The following is a 15,594-nucleotide window of genomic DNA, read 5'->3' as shown; positions in this document are numbered from 1 at the left end:
CACTGGGTAATACATACCTACTGTCCATGTCACGACGACGGCAATTTTCCGTTCCCTCACGATCCAGTCGCATCGGCTTTATCATTCAACAGACACGTTCGCAGTAGGCTCGTGCCGGCAGCCTCCATCCACCGATGGGGCTGCCGGTCGGATTAAGTCGCGTGCGAGCCTTCGGTCTGGATTGAACGCGCGCGATTATCGGCGCGCCACCATACCAATGTTCAGGCGTTGGCGTGACCCCTCACTGCCCCCCGAAAGGCTTTTCAACGGCCAACTCGTTGGTCACGGACGTCACTCCCGGAACCACTTTCGTGATCTCCGCAACCTTGTCGATCTGTGCCGCATCCGTGACCGTGCCGTACAGCGTCACTGCCCCGTCCTTAGCGAGGACACTGATGCTGCCCGCGCTGATCTCCTTGTGTTTGGAGATGGCAGCGTACACCTTGCGTCGCAACGCCCGATTGGCCTGTCTGCCCGTTTGCGCCGCCGCGCTTGAGGCAACCGTCGCGGACGCGCCTGAAATGCTGGCCGGCGCACTGGATGCCGCGCCATTCTGGGCCCATACGTTCAAGGAAGCTGTAACGACGAATGCGCCGACAACAATCCTGAGTCCCTTGATTTTCTTCATTGGCTTATCCTTTCGCTAACGTGGGAAACAGCATCAGAACGAATGGCGGATGCCAACCATTCCGGCGGTGGCGTTATGTCCCGGGGGCACGGGCGCCGCGTATTCGAGTTCCTGATTCATGACCCCTCGGTTCGAGACGTAGCCAATCTGAGCGTAAGTCGTGGTGGTTTTGGACAGCCTGTAATTGGCGCCGAGAGTATAGGAAGTTGACTGGTTGTTGCTGTGCTTGTTGTCCTTCACGTAATAGACGCCCGACGAAATATCGAATACCGGGTTGAATCTGTATCCGATGCCCCCCGTCCACATGTCGAAGTCGCCCGATACGGCATACGGCGCCCCTGCCCCCGTGTTCTCGTTCGAGGGGACGCGGCCGTTACTGAACGAGCCGGACACCGAGAGGCCACGCCAAGTGTACTTGGCGCCAAAGTAGACGAAGCGGTTGTTCTCAACGCCCGTCGGCGCAACGGCAGCGCCCGGACTCGTATAGGGAAACGCGTTGGCATCATGTGCGTTGTAGTAGACGGCGGCGGCATTCAGGCCGAAGTTCGAATACTTGAGCACGGCCGATTCGCGCGTGCCGCCCTGAAAGTGCCCGGGGCTACCGCCAGGCGCATACTCGAGCGCGGCCGAAAGGCCGTAGAACGAAGGCGAGTTGTAGACGATCGCATTGTCGTCATACAGTGCACCAATCTGGCCGTTTGTGGTGCTACCCGACCAGCCTGACATCGTGTTCATCGTCAGCCACGCGGTCAGGACGCTGCCGAAGTACTGCGCATTGCGCACGTCGGTGTCGGCCATTGCGTAGGCCATCGGTGCAAACTGGCGACCGAAGTCGATCCTGCCGAACGGCCCCGATGCGCCGACTGTCGAGACCTGAGTAAAGATCGAGGATCCCACTGAGGCCGGCACATCGGCCAGCCCGGACTTGCCGTTGTTGCTGGTAAATGTCCCCTGAAGCTTGAAGTTGATGTTGTACCCGCCACCGATGTCTTCAACGCCCTTAAAGCCCAGGATGCTCGAGTAGATGCCGCCATCCTTGAGGGCGACCATGGATCCCAGGTTTGGATTTTTCGATCGAATCGGCAAGAACGGGGCCGCCCCTCCCGCGTTCGCGGTCTGCCAGAGCACACCCGTATCGATTACTCCGTAAAGGGTCACTGACGATTGAGCGTGTGCCGAACTTGCAAACGCCACTAGAGCACCAACACCGGCAAGCCTGAGCTTCATATAGGTTTCCTCATTTTAATTTCCCCACCTGCACCTACGCAATATGGGAATCCTCGCTACGGTTGATAAAATTGACGTCTGCCTACTTTTCTGCTGGAGGAAGCCGGATGCCGGCGGCCATGTTCGCCTAGTTGAAATCAGGCCAGTATCCAGTCGCGCAGATTGGGCGGGTCAACCACGCGCCGGGCATTCTTCCGGCTGCATCAGGAAGTCGCGGAAGCGCTCGCGCAATTGGTGCTTCAGGATTTTCCCGGTCGCACCCATCGGAAGCGCGTCGATGAAGACCACGTCATCGGGCGTCCACCATTTTGCGATCTTTCCCTCGTAGAAACCGAGCAACTGCTCGCGGGAGAGTTCGGTGCCCGGCTTACGGACCACGACGAGCAGTGGCCGCTCATCCCATTTCCGGTGCCGCGCTGCGATACATGCGGCCATGGCGACGTCCGGGTGTCCCACGGCGATGCTCTCGAGATCGATCGAACCAATCCACTCGCCCCCAGACTTGATGACGTCCTTCCTGCGGTCGGTGATGTTCATAAATCCGGCAGGATCGATAGTGGCCACGTCGCCGGTCGGGAACCAGTCCTTGCCTTCGCTCATGACGAGCGGGCTGTTGCCATCGCAATTGACATACGACGAAAGTACCCATGAACCACGCACCAGCAGGTCTCCGGAGGTCTCTCCGTCCCACGGCAGTTCGTTGCCTTGTCCGTCGACGATCTTCATATCGATGCCGAACAACGCACGGCCCTGCTTGGATCGCACAGCGCGCTGCTGGGCCGGGGTCCAGTCGAGTTGCCCAGTCTTAAGCGCGCCGACGGTGCCCAGCGGGCTGAGTTCGGTCATGCCCCACGCGTGAAGGACTTGCACGCCATACTGCTCCTCGAATGTCTCCATCATGGCGGGCGGGCAGGCCGAGCCACCAACGATCGTGCGGGTCATGCGGGAGAAACGCAGGCCGTTGCGCTGCGTGTGCGCGAGCAGACCCTGCCAGACAGTCGGGACGCCCGCGGAGAGGGTTACGCCTTCCGCCTCGATCAGTTCGTACAAGGAGGCGCCGTCCAGGGCGGGACCGGGCAAGACAAGCTTTGCGCCGACCATGCACGCGGAGTATGGCAAGCCCCACGCGTTGACGTGGAACATGGGCACCACCGGAAGGATGGTGTCGCGCGCAGACAGATTGAGGGCGTCCGGCAGCGCCGACGCGTAGGTGTGCAAGAGGGTCGAACGGTGACTGTAGAGAACGCCCTTCGGATCCCCTGTCGTGCCGCTCGTGTAGCAAAGTGAAGACGCGGTGCATTCGTCAAACTCGGGCCAATGGAACGCATCGTCCTGCGCCGCCATCAGGTCTTCATAGCAGAGCAGGTTGGGAATGCCGGTCTGTGCTGGCATGTGCGCGCCGTCGGACATCAACACGAAGGCGCCGACACTCGGCAGGCGGGATGCAACCGCTTCGATCAGCGGCAGAAAATTCAGGTCGAAGCAAAGCACCTTGTCCTGTGCGTTCTCGGCGATCCAGACCAACTGATCGGGATGCAGACGCGGGTTGAGTGTGTGCAGGACAGCACCGCAACCGGAGACGGCATAGTACAGCTCCAGATGGCGGTATCCGTTCCAGGCCAGGGTGCCCACTCGCACTCCGGGCTCCATACCCAGCGCGCAAAGGGCCTTTGCCATCCGGCGGCTGCGCGATGCCATATCGCGGTAGGTATAGCGATGGATGTCGCCTTCGACGCGACGCGATACCACTAGTTGCTCGCCGTGATGGCGCTCTGCATGGCGAACCAGCGAAGAAATCAGCAGAGGCTGCTGCATCATGAGTCCCATTTTTGGCATCTCCAGAAGGACGTAGGGTTCGGCGGCAGCGGCGCAATCACGCTACTGCGCGGCATTCGTTTTCGGGGTGCTCCGCGGAACAAATGTTCCCGGCAGGCACCGGCTCAGGGCGTTTCAAGCACGAGCATCACCTTGCCGCCTGATGTACGCAGGGGAAAGCTGTGCACGCAAAGCTTTCCGCCGTCAGGCCGCTCGCCTGCCAGAAGGTCGAAACGCAGTCCATGTGCAGGACAACTTAAGACGCTTCCTTCGAGCTGGCCGTTCGACAATGCAGCGCCGTTGTGCGGGCAGGAGTTGTCGATTGCGACAAGCTCTCCGCCGATGTTGAACAGGACGAGGCTGCGGCCCTCGACAAACAGCAGCTTGCGCTGTCCGGGGGCAAGATCGTCGACCATTGCGACGGGTATCTGGCGTGACATAAAAACCTTAAACGGTAGCGCGCGCAGCCGACCGGCCAGCAAAGCGGCCTGCGCCTGCCGCCTGCCTGCCTGAGAGCGGGTGGGCGCCGTTGCGCGTTGCTGACTTGTGCTCCTTGTGCTGCGGGACAGCTTAGAATGGTGTGCTGCCCACGATGCCGGCGCGCTCCATCTTGCGATGGCTCGGGGGGTAGTCCATCACTGCGTAATGCTGGGTGGCGCTGTTGTCCCAGATCGCCACGCTGTTGGGTTTCCAGCGCCAGCGGACCTGATATTCGGGAATCGCCGCTTGGCTGACCAGGTAGCGCAGCAAGTCAGCCGCGCCGGGATTGGCGTCCTGGCCAAAACGCACGCGCGCCGGCGTATGGAAATTGGTGAAGTGCGTGGTAAAGACATTCGCATACAGGATCTTTTCGCCCGTTTCTGCGTGCGTCCGGACCACTGGATGCTCCGCATCGGGAAACTGCGCCTTGAGCGCAAGGCGCTTCTCGATGGGCATGATGGCCCCGAAGGTCGCCTCGATGCTGTGGCGCGCGCGCAGGTCGGCAATCTCGCTCTTGATGTGCTCGGGCAGCTTCTCGTACGCCAGCACCATGTTCGCCCACATCGTGTCGCCGCCGACCGGCGGGCATTCCACGCAACGAAGCACCGCGCCAAACGGTGGTGCTTCGCGCCACGTGGCATCCGAGTGCCACGCGTTCTCGTAGCGGTCGTTCGGCTGGTCCGGCGTGCGGTAGATCCGCGCCAGCCCTGGATTCTCGGGATCGCTACCCACGACAGGATGCCCTTCGAGCTCGCCGAAGCGACGGGCAAAGGCGACGTGCTCGGCACGGGTCATTTCCTGGTCGCGCAGGAATACCACGCGATATCGGAGCAGAGCTACGCGGATCTCCGCAAATAGGCCCGCATCGTGGAGGGCGTCGGCCAGTTTGACACCGGTCAGTTCTGCACCTAAGGCATGAGTGAGTTGTTCGATATGCATAAAGTCGATATTCCTGGTCTTACTGTTCCACCACGAAGACTGACGAGCCGGTCGTCTTGCGCGATTCCAGGTCGCGATGTGCCTGGACGGCGTCTTCGAGGGCGTACTTCTGATTGATCTCGATCTTGATGCGGCCGGCCTCCACGTGGCCGAACAGTTCGGCAGCGAGTTCAGCTTTCTCGGCGGGGTCCGCGATGTAGTCGGCAAGCGCCGGACGGGTCACGTAGAGCGATCCCTTATGCGCGAGCAGTTGCGGGTTGAACGGCGGGATCGGGCCCGAAGCGGTGCCCACGCATACCATCAGGCCCCGGCGCTTGAGAGAATCCAGCGAGGCCTCGAACGTGTCCTTGCCGACGCTGTCGAAGACGACATTCACGCCGACGCCGTTGGTCAACTCGCGCACGCGCTTGGCCACCTCTTCCCGGCTGTAATCGATGGTGTGGTCGCAGCCATGCGCCCGCGCGACTTCCGCCTTGGCGTCGCTCGAGACAGTACCGATGACCGTCAGCCCGAGCAGCTTTGCCCATTGCGACACGATCAGGCCGACGCCGCCGGCCGCCGCATGCAGCAGGACGGTATCGCCCTCTTTGAAGGCGTAGATGCGACGCATCAGGTAGGACGCGGTGAGCCCTCGCATCGTCATGGCGGCAGCGGTCTCACATGAGATGCCGTCAGGCAGCTTGACTAGCGGCGCTGCGTCGATCACGCGCTCCGTGCAGTAAGCGCCAAGCGTGTTGAACGCGCCCGTATAGGTCACGCGGTTGCCTACCGAGACGCTGGTGACGCCCGGCCCTACGCTGATCACGGTGCCGGCCGCTTCGGTTCCAATACCCGAGGGCAGCGGCGCCGGATACAGCCCGGTACGAAAATAAATGTCGGCGAAGTTCAAGCCGACGGCCGCGTGGCGGATCCTGACCTGTCCCAGACCTGGTTCGCCGACTTCGGCATCCTCGTAACGCAAGACCTCGGGTCCGCCAGTTTGATAGAAGCGTATAGCCTTTGCCATGCTTCGACTCCTTAGATAATGATTAACCATCCGAACGTTCTACAGTGTCGCGGTCAGTGCCCGCTCTCGCAGTCGCTTAAGTAGTCATTGCAGGGCTTGTTCACGCAGGGTAGTCAGCCTGCCCAAGTCTTTGGTGTAGTTGAGCCAGCCGAATACGAAAACGACTGCAGCGAACAGTGGTGCAGCGAGGATGATGTGCAACGCGCCGAGCAGCCCGATCCTGTCTGCAATCGCGCCCGTGATGATGGCGGCAGGCGCAAGTCCGAGCAGATTGTTCGCCAGCGTCAACGTAGCAAATGCGGAGCCGTGGATCGGAGGCGGCGTCAGGTTAGCCACCATGGCGCCAGCGGGGCCGGACGAGCCCGCGCCGAAAAACATTCCTGCGCCGATCAGCGTGAGCTGCAACGGGCCGTTGGGCAATCCGAATGCGATAGCCAGCAGCGTGAACGAAACCAGGCAATAGATGACCGCAGTCGCCCACTTTCTCGTAGGCTTCGACACACTGGCCCGATCCGTCACCATCCCGCACACACCCATGCCGAGCCCGGTGATCAGGACAAATCCTGCGGCGCACAAGGCGGCCTTGCCGGGAGCCATGGCGTAATAGCGGTTTAGAAAGCTGGGCATCCAGGCCCACAGCGCGGCGGGAACCAACAATTGAAAACCGCTGCCAACATAGGCACACCGTACCGACGTGGACGAGAAGAGCCCGACCAGCAGCATGTGAAAGCTCATCCGGACGTTGGGCTTTCCGGACATGTCGCGTAAGCCCGGGGGCAGTAACGGGGTCAGTCGTTTCCCGGTTACGACAATTCTGTAGGTGATGACCAGGACAATGCCGAAGCACCCCATGGCGGCGAACGACCATCGCCATCCAAAGTGCGCTGAAAAGATTCCGCCAAGGGCCAATCCGAGCACCGAGCCAAACGCCGCACCTGCCGTGAAGATACCGGCGAGCGTGCTGCGAAGGCGCGAGGGAAAAATACTCAGCACGACCGCGATCCCTACACTGCCATAGGCGGCTTCGCCGAAGCCAACCAGCGCGCGCGCCACGAGCATTTCGCTATAGCTTTGGGCGATGGCGCATCCCAGGGTTGCCACGCTCCACAGGGTTGCCATGAGGACGATGCTTCTGATGCGTCCCCAGCGGTCCGCGAGCACGGACAGCGGAAACGTCAGCAGTCCTACCATCAGCGCGACGACGCTACTCAGGGAACCCAGCCGGGTATCCGACAGGCCCCATGCTGACTTTAACAACGGAAAGACGGCATTCAGAACCTGCCGGGACATGTAGTCGGACAGCAGCAGACCCACGGTCAGGGCGAACACCACCCACGCATACGCGGGAACGGCTGGCTGCCTGGCCGGAACGGCCCCCTGGGCGGATTCGATAAAAGGTGTGTGCAAGGTTGTCTCCTCTGCGTAAGGCTTTTGACGTACTTATGGGTGATGCACGACTGCCTAACGGACACCCCCAATATAGCGAGGTCATGAAGTAGAATCTCTCTTTTCACGCCATAAATGTCGCATCTGGCGCCAATAGGAGTAAACACCGGTTTGCCTGGACTTGGCTCGCAAGGCCACCGCACTGGGCCGATATGGAGAACGGGCAATGGTCACGATGGTGCGGGCCGTCACTCTGAACGGGTATTTTCAGTTGACCAGGAAGCTTGGCGTCAATCCACAGGCACTGTTGCAACAGGCGGGGCTGGACGCCGCCATGCTGGCCAATCCGGAGCAGCGCATCCCGATAGACGCGACCTGCGAACTGCTCGAAGCGACAGCACAGATGGCGGCATGCCCAACCTTCGGACTACAACTGGGCGAAGTGCGGCAGGAACTCGATTTCGGCGTCATCGGCCTGCTTTTCGCGCACAAGCGCACGTTGCGCGAAGTGCTGCTAGCCGCCATTCAATATCGACACTTGCTTAACGAAGCGCTGGGGCTCTACATAGAAAGTGTCGGGGACAAGGTGGTGATTCGCGAGGAAATCATCGTGGACTCGCCCGTACCCATGCGACAGGCAACGGAGCTTGCGGTCGGCGTGCTTGCCCGTACCTGCAGCGCACTGCTGGGCGCGAGCTGGCATCCGGTTGCTGCCAACTTTACCCACCCGGCACCCGATGATCTCCGGTATTACCGGCAGTTCTTCGGTTGTCCTGTGGTGTTCGGCAGCGATTTCAATGGCATCGTGTGTTCGGCAGTCGATCTGGACTACCCGAATCCGGCGGCCGACCCCGAACTGGTGCGATATGCCGAAAGTCTGCTTAAGCCGCTCAGCTCGGCTGAAGAGCATTCCATTGCATTGGAGGTGCGCAGGGCCGTCTACCTGCTGCTGCCGCTCGAACTGGCAACCATTGAGCAGGTTGCGCAACATTTACATCTGAGTACCCGGTCCATGCAACGGCAACTCGAATTCGCGGGCACGAGTTTCTCGGCTCAGGTCGATGAGGTGCGCCACAACCTCGCCTTACGCTACATGGCGAACACGCGCTATCCGATCGGACGTGTTGCTACGTTGCTCGGCTATACACGGCAAACTTCGTTCACGCGCTGGTTCACGTCGCGCTTTGGGATGACGCCGCGAGCATGGCGAACTGCACGGTCGAATCAACGCTGCCGTAGCGACTAATGCGGGGTATGTTGACAAGCGTCATCTGGGTTTTCACGGACGGCAGAAGCCTTCCCCTGCCCGGCCCACAACAAACGTCATCGGGCGTTCGCTCCTTTTTTGTCCGGCACGCGGACCCCGCGCGCTCGACAACGCATGACACCAGCCGGATCAAACTCTCCACTTGGATCGACGACACCCACTCCCCGCCCGTGTTGATTACACACGGTCCACGATCTGAACGAAGCCGTCCGGATGCATCACCGCGATGTCGTGCGTATGGAGGTAGCCGCCGGCCCACAATTCCTCTGACGCCTCGGGTTCGTTGTTGTAGCCGAGCATCAGGAATGGCCCACGCAGAACAATCTCTCCGGGACTCTTGCCGTCGCGCGGCACGTCGTTCATGTTCTCATCCACGACGCGAAAGTCGACCATCGGGACAGGGCGCCCCGTAGAGCATCGCATCTGCACTTCCTTCTGATAATTCTCCGCGGTGTCGTTGCGGTTGCTCGATGCGAATCCTGGGAGCAACTGCGCAAGCGCGACGATCGGGCCGGTCTCCGACATGCCGTAGCCCGTGAACAAGTCGATGCCGCGCCCCATCGCCGCATCACAAAGCGCAGGCGACAGCGCCGATCCGCCGATGATGAGTTTCCATCCCGACATCATGCTCCCTCCGTCCGGAATGGCGTTCAGCAGTTTCTGCAGAATCGTCGGTACGCAGTGAGAAAACGTTACGTTCTCCGCCTCACGCAACCGAAGCAGCATTTCCGGCTCATAGCGGCCAGGCAGAACGGTTTTGAGTCCAAGCATGATGGCGATATATGGCATACCCCACGCGAGTACATGAAACATCGGCGTGATCGGCATGTAGACATCTTCACGATGCAGCCTCTGACCATCGCGAGGTGAACATAGACTCATCGCCGTCGCCATCGCATGCATGACAATGTTCCGATGGCTATAGCTGACCCCTTTGGGATCACCGGTCGTGCCCGTCGTATAGAAAACCGCGGCCTTTGTGTTCTCGTCGAAATCGTCGAACGCGAACGCCGCCGACGCCTGGTCAAGCAATGCCTCATACTCGCCGGCAACCGGCAGGTCGGTCTTCGGCATGGGCTGACCGTCGGCCAGCACCACCACTCGCCGTACGAACCGCAGTTCATCCCAGATCCGCGTGAGGGTTTCGACGAAATCCGCGTGAACCAGAACGACCTCGGCCTGCGAGTCGTTCAACGTGTAGAGAAGTTGTTGCGGTGACAAGCGGACGTTCACCGTGAACAGCGTCGCCCCCATCATCGGAATGGCGAAATAGCTTTCGAGATAGCGATGACTATCCCAATCCATCACCGCAACGGTCGATCCGTGCTGGACGTGGAGTGACGTCAATGCCGACGCGAGCCGGCAAATACGATGATCGAAATCGCGGAAGCGGTAGCGCAATTCCCCTCGATACGTGATTTCCTGGTCGCCATTGAGGCTGCGTGCGTTGAGCAGTAACTGCTTGATCAAAAGCGGATAGGAGTAAGCCGACGGCGTCGCGGCTACCAGATTCTCTTGCATGTGTGTCTCACCATCCCGTAGGGGAATCGATTTAATTAGTGCTTTCGGATGATTCGAGCGCGCTTCAAGTCGTAGACAAAGGAGGCATCACGAACTTCGCATCGAGCTATCGATCGGGCAACTTCTTCGGCCACCGGCCCGATATCTTCCACACCATGTCATCCCGCAAATCTAAGCGGATCCGGGGATGGCGGACAGCGCAGGGACGTGTCATTCCGTTTGGCCGCTAGCTAACAAGGCGTCGTAGTGCGGGCCGTGACATGAGAGCTACCTACTCCTCGTTCAATGCTGTAAGAGATTTGCCCGGTATGGCACTCTAGTTCATGGAGGATGAACCGTAGATTTTGGGTGGGTACTCGAACGATTAGGTCTTCTTCGTGAAAAACTCTCAGAAGGAAACTTTATCCTTGCCTTTGAGTTTAAGTATCTCGCGCGCTTCGTCCGGCGATGCTACTTCAAGTCCCAACCCTTCCAGAATTGACCGAACCTTTCGCACCTGGTCAGCGTTGGACTTAGCTAACTGCCCCTTGCCGATCCAAAGGCTATCCTCCAGTCCGACCCGGACGTTGCCGCCCATGCTTGCCGCCATGGCGGAAATCTTCATTTGGCTAACGCCAGCACCTAATACAGACCATCGGAAGTCATCGCCGAAAAGTCGGTTGGCAGTACGCTGCAAGTGCATCACATCTTCAGGGTGCGTGCCTATGCCACCTAGAATTCCGAAGACGGTCTGAATGAAGAACGGAGGCTTAACCAGTCCCTGTTCAACGAAGTGCGCCAACGTATAGATATGAGCCGTGTCATAGCACTCGAATTCGAAGCGAGTCTCGTTGACTGAAAGCTCGGATAAAACAGCTTGCAGATCAGCAAATGTATTGCGGAATATTTGCTCTTTAGTCCCTTCCAGGAAGGGGCGCTCCCAGTCATGCCTGAATTCTTTGAAACGCTTGAGCATCGGAAACAAGCCGAAGTTCATGGTTCCAAGGTTCATCGAGGCCACTTCAGGCTTGAATACCTTGGCAGGCAGCATCCGCTCCTGCACAGTCATGTAGGGCGAGCCACCCGTTGTCAGGTTGAGCACCGCATCCGAATGCTTCTTGATTTGCGGCAAAAACTTTCCAAACGCCTCGGGTGTCTGGTCAGGCTTGCCCGTTTTTGGATCTCGTGCATGCAAGTGAATGATAGCCGCGCCAGCTTCCGCTGCCGCGATAGAAGCTTCAGCGATTTCTTGAGGCGTCACAGGTAGATGCGGGGACATTGAGGGTGTATGAATACCCCCAGTCACGGCACAGCTAATAATGACTTTGCTTTGCTTGAACATGATTGACGTCTCACTTGAAAAAAACTGACGAAACAATAAGACGAGGATCATCCTCGGCTTGAACGCCTGATGTCTGATGCTGCAAGCTACAGATTGTCGGTGCGCAAACGAATGAACAGACGAGGTCCGGATAGGAATCTCGCCTGCTTGAACCGATTTATCAGGTCATCAATCCATCTCAGCGCTAGGCCGCTCTGCGATTCGGTGCAAATCCATTTGCTGCGAGGGTCTCATCGGCGTTCTTGTAGAACGTGCCGATCTTCAAAAGCTCTTTGGCTTCTCGGCCATTGGCGACTGGCCGACCGAATTCCTTCGATACCCGAACTAACTGTTTAATTTGCTCGACCGAGCCGAATTTTGTCTTGCCGTCTTGCGCCCAAAGGTTGTCCTCGTTGCCACAACGAACATGCAAACCTTGTGCGATCGCCATCATATTAATCGGCAAAGTGTTGCGCATCAGGCTTTCGAACGTCAGCAGAGCGCCGTCCGGAACGGCGCGAACGAACTGGGCCATGTGATAGAGGTCCGGCGTGTCCGCGCCGCCGGCAATCGGAATCCAGGTCAGGTTTAACGGAACGTTGCAAACGCCGCGGCGCATCATGCGCTCAACCGTCATAAACGAAGCCATATTGCCGATCTGGAATTGGATACCAATACCGTTGGCGGAGAGCCGCTTGATATGCTCTTCCACCCATTCCGGCCCTGCAGGAAAGGTCATTTCCCGGTAGGCATGGAATACGGCAGGTTGTTCGAACGAAGTGCCTGCGATGTCCGCCGAGGACATGATCTCAACAATGTTGAACTGGTTGGAATTGACGGCCAATGTCACTTGATCCGGCTTAGGGTCAAGTTCGGCCAGCATGTGACGGGTGTCATCACTCAGCCATTTGGCGGCCTCCCCTTCGCTTTCCGGAGCAAAGGAAATCGAGCCGCCGACCTGGATGACCATGTCGGGCACGGCCTTGCGTACACCGGCGATCAGCTCATTGAACTTGGACAGGCGCTTGGAACCCTTGCCGTCGAGTTCACGCACGTGCAGATGCAGTACGGTGGCGCCGGCTTCATAGCATTCCGCAGCCTTGTCGATCTGTTCTTGCATGGTCCGCGGAAGGTCTTCCGGGAAGTCGCTGAGCAGCCACTGAGGACCATAAGGAGCTACGGTGATGACCAGCTTTTGCTGATTTTCTGGCAGGAGATGCCCGTCGAGTAAATTCATGATATTTCCTTCCTGGTTGATGGTTGAACACATGAGATCGATGTCGGCCATGGATTGGTCGTTGCCATGGCGCACACGGCCTACTTGAGCGCGGCCATGTCTTCCAGCAGTATCGGTGCGCCGATACTGCTGGCATGAATCCCCAAGACGCTGACGACTTGCGGCACGGGCGTAATTTCTTCTTTAGTGGCACCCTGTGCGAGCGCCTTGCGAATATGTCGGCGCGTTCCCGGTGCATACATGTGCGTGCACGCGGCATCGACCGCTATGGCGATAAACTCCAGTACCTTGGGTTCCAGCACGCCAGACTTGATGGTGTGCATACCCAGGGCGACGAATTTCTCTGCCCAAACGGGGTCTAGCTCCGAAAGCGCGCCCCAGTCGGGGTTCCAGTTCCCGGCGGCTCGCAATTGATCACAGAATGGTGGTGCGCCTCGGCTTGACTCGTTACGATCGTTCGTCCCCTAAAATCCTTTAGGTCGCGCAACCACATGAAAGCGTCGTGCGTCAGTGGAGATGAGTATCGCCCAACGCCAACCGATGATTTGACATTTAACGACACTCACTTTATATTCTGCGACAATAGGAGAAATCGATATGTCCTATTTGATACGCAGTGCAGTGCTGACCAATTACGTCGAAACGGCTCGGTCTGTGGGCCTGGAGCCTTATCGGCAATTGCGGGACGCCGGAATTCACCGCGCCGTGTTACTCGAGCCAGACACCATGATTCCGGTTGACGCGGTCACACGGCTGTTGGAGAAGTCGGCTCGGCTCGCTGAAATTGAAGATTTCGGGCTGCGCATGGCTGAGACCCGGCAGCTATCGAACCTCGGTCCGCTTGGTTTTGCACTAAGAGAGCAGCCGACACTGCGCAAGGCGCTCGAAGCCATGGTCCACTACCTGAGGCTGTACAACGAAGCGCTTGTCATGCGTGTCGAAGAGACGGAAGGGCTCGCCATCATCCGGGAGGACATGATGGCCGGCGTCCCGGGGGCGGTTCGCCAGGCCACGGAGTTGGTGCTGGGCGTCACCTACCGGATGCTGGGCGTGATACTTGGACCGGCTTGGAAGCCCCGCACCGTCTGCTTCACGCATAGTGGTCCCGCTAACCTTGTCGCGCACGCCCGCATGTTTGGCACTGTAGCGTTCAACCAGGATTTCGACGGCATTGTGTGTCTCGCATCGGACCTGGACGCCACGATTCCCACTTATGATCCGGTCTTGGCGCAGCAGGTACGCCGGTACCTTGACTCGATGCTGCTCCAATCCAACGCAACGATGTCCGACAAAGTCAGGAAGCTGGTTGTCGCACTGCTACCCTCAGGACTGTGTTCGATCGTTCGCGTATCAGAGCACCTAGGCGTGGACGCGAGGACTGTGCAACGTCATCTGGCTGATCACGGCGATAGCTACCTATCGATAGTCGATGCGGTGCGCGTTGAATTCGTGGCGCGATATCTTGATAGCAGCGAGCGGCCGCTATCTGAAGTCGCGACGCTGATGGGTTTTTCATCGTTAAGCGCGTTTTCCCGTTGGTTTGGCACGCGATTTGGGATGAGCATGTCGAAGCGGCGCAAGCAAAGCGCGAAAGGGTAGAGACACTCCCCGTGTCTGCAGTCCGGCACCGGCAGGCATGTGCAGTCGAAAGGAAAACCGCACGGATGGATATGCCACGCTCGCTGGCTTGGTACGTCAACGCCCGTTCTATCATCTCAACTCCGAAGCAGAACGGCACGCTCCCATAGCCGGCAACCGTCAGCCAGCAACCGTCCGACGTGGAAAAGGCCGCGTATCAGGTTTGCCCTAAGGCACCGCGTAGGAAACTCGTAGCCTACGGTTGCAATATGCAAGCACCAAACCGATTGCGATGAGCTGGATTTGCTGGACAATGAAAATGTGTTCGACTTGGCCACCCGATTTTGATTGCTGCAGCCGCACGACCTGGATGTTGATCGAGTCTCGCGTATTTCGGCGCTGACGGCCGAATCAAAATCCGCCTTCCGGAATCCCGGCACGTTCGGGGACGATGGAGAAACGCTCCTGTTTCGAGTCGAATGGCCGCTTGCAGAGGCGGAACCGACGTCTAAACGTCCGGACGATGGCACGAGCGAACGACGCTTCATGGCCGGCAAGCGACCGCTCGCCGGCCAGGTCCATTTCAAACTTCGGTCTGCTCCGCCATTTCGAGCACGTCGTCAACCTCGATTCCAAGATATCGGACGGTGCTTTCAAGCTTCGTGTGACCTAGCAGGAGTTGTACTGCACGCAAATTTTTCGTGCGCCGATAAATGAGGGATGCTTTTGTACGGCGCATCGTATGTGTCCCGTACGCAGCGTCATCGAGGCCTATCGACGCGACCCAACGGTGAACGATCCGCGCGTATTGCCGAGTCGAAAGATGGGGTGAGGCGTGCAATCGAGTTGGAAACAGGTAGTCGGCCGGCTTTAACTCACGCGCCTTGATCCACGCTGCGACGCTTTGCCGAGTTTGTTCGGTTACCTCGAACTGAACGGGCCGCTGCGTCTTCTGCTGCATGCACGTTGCGCGAGACACCACGTGACCTCCAAGGCAAATGTCCTGTACTTGCAGTCGCGTCAAATCGCACGCTCGGAGCTTGCTATCGATCGCTAAGTTGAACATCGCCAGCTCTCGAACGTTCGAGGACATCTGCAGCCTCGTCCGAATCGCCCAAATCTCTCGAAGTTTCAGCGGCGGCTTCTGGCCAGTGAGCTTGCCCTTGTTCCACGGCACACGCCGGGAACTGGACGGATTAAGCACTTCCAT

At 58.8% G+C, this 15,594-nt stretch carries 13 protein-coding genes and 1 pseudogene; 2 read left to right on the top strand and 12 right to left on the bottom strand.

All coding sequences use genetic code 11. The features are described 5' to 3' along the window. Window positions 1–241: 241 nt before the first annotated feature. The 7 genes from AC3D25_RS17545 to AC3D25_RS17515 all read right to left on the bottom strand — a co-directional run bounded on the left by AC3D25_RS17545 (window position 242) and on the right by AC3D25_RS17515 (window position 7,502). Window positions 242–628 (bottom strand): BON domain-containing protein, encoded by a 387-nt coding sequence (locus AC3D25_RS17545; RefSeq protein WP_488889750.1) that lies wholly within the window; start codon window positions 626–628, stop codon window positions 242–244. Between the two features lie 33 nt (window positions 629–661). Continuing rightward, entirely contained in the window at window positions 662–1,855 is a 1,194-nt protein-coding gene (locus tag AC3D25_RS17540; RefSeq protein WP_488889749.1) for a porin, read from the bottom strand. 171 nt (window positions 1,856–2,026) lie between these two features. Then, window positions 2,027–3,682: a 3-(methylthio)propionyl-CoA ligase gene (locus tag AC3D25_RS17535; RefSeq protein ID WP_488889748.1), complete on the bottom strand. Its 1,656-nt coding sequence runs from the start codon at window positions 3,680–3,682 to the stop codon at window positions 2,027–2,029. A gap of 113 nt (window positions 3,683–3,795) precedes the next feature. After that, the gene (locus AC3D25_RS17530; protein WP_488889747.1) at window positions 3,796–4,086 is read right to left on the bottom strand and encodes a Rieske (2Fe-2S) protein; all 291 of its coding nucleotides are present in this window, start codon (window positions 4,084–4,086) and stop codon (window positions 3,796–3,798) included. 154 nt (window positions 4,087–4,240) lie between these two features. Continuing rightward, window positions 4,241–5,089, bottom strand: coding sequence for a TauD/TfdA dioxygenase family protein (locus AC3D25_RS17525; RefSeq protein WP_488889746.1), 849 nt, complete (start codon window positions 5,087–5,089; stop codon window positions 4,241–4,243). 19 nt (window positions 5,090–5,108) lie between these two features. Next, window positions 5,109–6,095 (bottom strand): quinone oxidoreductase family protein, encoded by a 987-nt coding sequence (locus AC3D25_RS17520; protein ID WP_488889745.1) that lies wholly within the window; start codon window positions 6,093–6,095, stop codon window positions 5,109–5,111. An 84-nt stretch (window positions 6,096–6,179) separates the two neighbouring features. Further along, on the bottom strand, window positions 6,180–7,502 hold the full coding sequence (locus AC3D25_RS17515) for an MFS transporter (RefSeq protein ID WP_488889744.1): 1,323 nt from the start codon (window positions 7,500–7,502) through the stop codon (window positions 6,180–6,182). Between the two features lie 205 nt (window positions 7,503–7,707). Here AC3D25_RS17515 and AC3D25_RS17510 point away from each other — a divergent pair, with 205 nt between their 5' ends. Beyond that, window positions 7,708–8,727 carry an AraC family transcriptional regulator gene (locus tag AC3D25_RS17510; protein ID WP_488889743.1) on the top strand — a complete coding sequence of 340 codons (1,020 nt, stop codon included), beginning with the start codon at window positions 7,708–7,710 and terminating at the stop codon, window positions 8,725–8,727. Window positions 8,728–8,781: 54 nt separating this feature from the next. On the opposite strand, the pseudogene AC3D25_RS17505 reads toward AC3D25_RS17510, so the two are convergent. The 4 genes and pseudogenes from AC3D25_RS17505 to AC3D25_RS17490 form a co-directional block, all read right to left on the bottom strand. Then, a pseudogene (locus AC3D25_RS17505) lies at window positions 8,782–10,269 on the bottom strand (long-chain-fatty-acid--CoA ligase); the annotation flags it as partial. A gap of 388 nt (window positions 10,270–10,657) precedes the next feature. Continuing rightward, a complete protein-coding gene (kce, locus tag AC3D25_RS17500; protein ID WP_488889742.1) occupies window positions 10,658–11,590 on the bottom strand; it encodes a 3,5-dioxohexanoate:acetyl-CoA acetone transferase in 933 nt (310 codons plus the stop codon). A 184-nt stretch (window positions 11,591–11,774) separates the two neighbouring features. Next, window positions 11,775–12,806, bottom strand: a complete 1,032-nt coding sequence (locus AC3D25_RS17495; RefSeq protein WP_488890451.1) for a beta-keto acid cleavage family enzyme — start codon at window positions 12,804–12,806, stop codon at window positions 11,775–11,777. Between the two features lie 80 nt (window positions 12,807–12,886). After that, window positions 12,887–13,216, bottom strand: a complete 330-nt coding sequence (locus AC3D25_RS17490) for a carboxymuconolactone decarboxylase family protein (protein ID WP_488889741.1) — start codon at window positions 13,214–13,216, stop codon at window positions 12,887–12,889. 187 nt (window positions 13,217–13,403) lie between these two features. On the opposite strand from AC3D25_RS17490, the gene AC3D25_RS17485 reads away from it, so the two are divergent. Continuing rightward, window positions 13,404–14,405 carry an AraC family transcriptional regulator gene (locus AC3D25_RS17485; RefSeq protein WP_488889740.1) on the top strand — a complete coding sequence of 334 codons (1,002 nt, stop codon included), beginning with the start codon at window positions 13,404–13,406 and terminating at the stop codon, window positions 14,403–14,405. A gap of 562 nt (window positions 14,406–14,967) precedes the next feature. Here AC3D25_RS17485 and AC3D25_RS17480 read toward each other — a convergent pair. Continuing rightward, the gene (locus tag AC3D25_RS17480; RefSeq protein ID WP_488889739.1) at window positions 14,968–15,594 is read right to left on the bottom strand and encodes a tyrosine-type recombinase/integrase; all 627 of its coding nucleotides are present in this window, start codon (window positions 15,592–15,594) and stop codon (window positions 14,968–14,970) included.

This window comes from Caballeronia sp. SL1002 (genome assembly GCF_057814995.1).
This window is presented reverse-complemented; position numbering and strand designations above follow the sequence as displayed.

Bases quoted from the DNA above. Each gene is read 5' to 3' on its own strand.
- AC3D25_RS17540 (WP_488889749.1), bottom strand. From the start codon at position 1,855: ATGAAGCTCAGGCTTGCCGGTGTTGGTGCTCTAGTGGCGTTTGCAAGT.
- AC3D25_RS17530 (WP_488889747.1), bottom strand. From the start codon at position 4,086: ATGGTCGACGATCTTGCCCCCGGACAGCGCAAGCTGCTGTTTGTCGAG.
- AC3D25_RS17480 (WP_488889739.1), bottom strand. From the start codon at position 15,594: ATGGAAGTGCTTAATCCGTCCAGTTCCCGGCGTGTGCCGTGGAACAAG.
- AC3D25_RS17510 (WP_488889743.1), top strand. From the start codon at position 7,708: ATGGTCACGATGGTGCGGGCCGTCACTCTGAACGGGTATTTTCAGTTG.
- AC3D25_RS17525 (WP_488889746.1), bottom strand. From the start codon at position 5,089: ATGCATATCGAACAACTCACTCATGCCTTAGGTGCAGAACTGACCGGT.
- kce (WP_488889742.1), bottom strand. From the start codon at position 11,590: ATGTTCAAGCAAAGCAAAGTCATTATTAGCTGTGCCGTGACTGGGGGT.
- AC3D25_RS17485 (WP_488889740.1), top strand. From the start codon at position 13,404: ATGTCCTATTTGATACGCAGTGCAGTGCTGACCAATTACGTCGAAACG.
- AC3D25_RS17535 (WP_488889748.1), bottom strand. From the start codon at position 3,682: ATGGGACTCATGATGCAGCAGCCTCTGCTGATTTCTTCGCTGGTTCGC.
- AC3D25_RS17495 (WP_488890451.1), bottom strand. From the start codon at position 12,806: ATGAATTTACTCGACGGGCATCTCCTGCCAGAAAATCAGCAAAAGCTG.
- AC3D25_RS17545 (WP_488889750.1), bottom strand. From the start codon at position 628: ATGAAGAAAATCAAGGGACTCAGGATTGTTGTCGGCGCATTCGTCGTT.
- AC3D25_RS17520 (WP_488889745.1), bottom strand. From the start codon at position 6,095: ATGGCAAAGGCTATACGCTTCTATCAAACTGGCGGACCCGAGGTCTTG.